Genomic DNA, 1943 nt, shown 5'->3' with positions numbered 1-1943 from the left:
CACGGACCGGCCTGGTCGGCGGGCGCGGCGAGGCCCGGGGCGTCGGCGGGCGCGATCCGGAAGGCGTCCCTGGCATCCGGCGGGAGCCGCCACAGCAGGTCCTGCGCGAAGGCGTGCATCCGCTCGGCGCGCGCCGGTTCGCTGCGGTCGTACAGCAGCGCCGCGTGGCCCCACGGGGCGGGGCGCCGCCGGATGTCGTTGCCGCCGTAGGGCTCCAGCGCCGGACGCACCCACAGCCCGGACTGCACGATCTCCAGCACCGTGTCGGGGGCCAGCTCGAAGACACCGGCGCCGACGTGCGCCAGGCCCGGCAGCGGGCTGCGCACCCCGAGCAGCTCCGGCGGCGCCGTCTCGGCGAGCGGGTGGCGGCGCGGCGAGTAGCGGTACTGCGCGGCGAACGGCTGCCAGCCCGGGGAGCCGTCGGGCAGCAGGCCGCGCACGTCCGGCGGGGCGTCGTGCCCGACCGGCAGCACGGGCAGCCCGGCGCACACCACCACGTGCTCGCCGAAGGCGTCCGCCAGTTCCTGGCCGAGCGCACCGGCCCCGGGGGGCAGCGCGACCGGCCCGTACGGGACGAACCGCACCTGACGGCGGGCCGACGGCAGCACGGTGTTCCACAGGCCGAGCGCGTCGGCCAGCGGCACCGCGGGCCCGCCCGGGCTGCCGAGCACCACGGTCAGCACCTGCGGGTCGGTGGGCAGCGTCTCCACCAGCCTGCGCCAGCCGTCGTGCAGGGCGTTCGGCCGGGCGCCGCGCAGCCAGACACCGCACGGCACCGACTCGACCACGCCGTACGGGCTGGTGGCCCACGGCCGGTCGAGGGTGGTGAACTCCCACATCGGGCGCGGGTAGCGGCGCGACTCCGGCCGCGCGGGCGCGTCCGGGCGCAGCTGGAGCCAGCCGGCGCCGTGGTCGATCGGGACGAACAGGCCACCGCCCGCGGTGGGTACCGGCCGGCCGTCGGGGACCAGCACGACCCGCCGAAGCCGGTCGGCGATCCGCTGCCCGGCCCACCGGGCCTCCGCCGGGGTGGCGCGCCCGAAGACCAGCCGCAGGCTGCCGGGCCGCCCGGCGAGCAGCCGGGCCACCGCGTCCCAGACGCCGTGCGGCGCGCCGTGCGGCAGGTCGAGGACGACGGGGGTGTGCTGCGGGTCCGGTGCCAGCCCCGCGGTGAACTCCACGGCCTGCCGGTCCGGTGTGCCCTTGGGGTGGACGAGCAGGGCGGGCCCGACGGCCCGGCACTGCAACGGCCAGGCGGTGGGGCGGGTCCGGCGGGGACGGGTCCTGAGCCGCACGGTCACCGACCTCCCAGCGTCGCCCGGACGGCCGCGACGTCCAGCGCCGGGCCCTGCGGGAGTGCGGCCAGCAGCTCGGCCGGCACCGGCGTCCTCGGCCGGCCGGCCAGGCCGAGCTGGGCGGCGGCCGGGCCGTCGCCGATCGGGTAGGCGGTGCCCTGGTCGTCGATCAGATAGCTGCGCGGGGACGGGGCCCGGGCCGCGAGCTGGGCCTGGTCGACGGCGTAGACCCCGCTGTCGGCCGGCAGCAGGACCGTTCGCCCACCGGTGGCCGCGGCGCCGCCCTCCAGCACCACCCGGGTGCCGATCGCGGTGCCGTCGGGTGTCTGGGCCAGGCACAGGACCTGGCCGGCGGCGCCGGCCGGCGGCGCGTTGCGGACGTCGGGCAGGCGGTCGGGCGGCGGGGGAGCGGCGGACAGCGGGGTGCTCGCCATGTCCGCCGCGCCGACCTGGCGGACGGCCGGGGCGCCGGGAACCGCGGCGAGCAGCGCGGACTCGGTGGCGTTGACCGGGGCGATGCCGTCGGAGCGCATCACGTAGTGGTGCTCGGTGCCGCCCGTGGTGGTGCGGAACAGCTGGCCCACGGTGACGGCCGCGCCCGCCACCCGCCCGGCCGGGTCGCCCGCGCCGGGCACGGCCGGCGCGGCC

The 1943-nt window shown here is 79.5% G+C and carries 1 protein-coding gene and 1 pseudogene; both read right to left on the bottom strand.

All coding sequences use genetic code 11. From position 1 onward, the window contains the following. Positions 1 to 1301 (bottom strand): annotated as a pseudogene (locus tag AA75_RS38855) (hypothetical protein); the annotation flags it as partial. Continuing rightward, positions 1298 to 1943: type VII secretion protein EccB (locus AA75_RS38850; RefSeq protein ID WP_033825174.1), on the bottom strand; the 646-nt coding region annotated here is incomplete at its 5' end. The gene AA75_RS38850 and the pseudogene AA75_RS38855, both read right to left, overlap by 4 nt.

The organism is Kitasatospora sp. MBT63 (assembly GCF_000710465.2).
Taxonomy (GTDB): Bacteria; Actinomycetota; Actinomycetes; order Streptomycetales; family Streptomycetaceae; genus Kitasatospora.
This window is presented reverse-complemented; position numbering and strand designations above follow the sequence as displayed.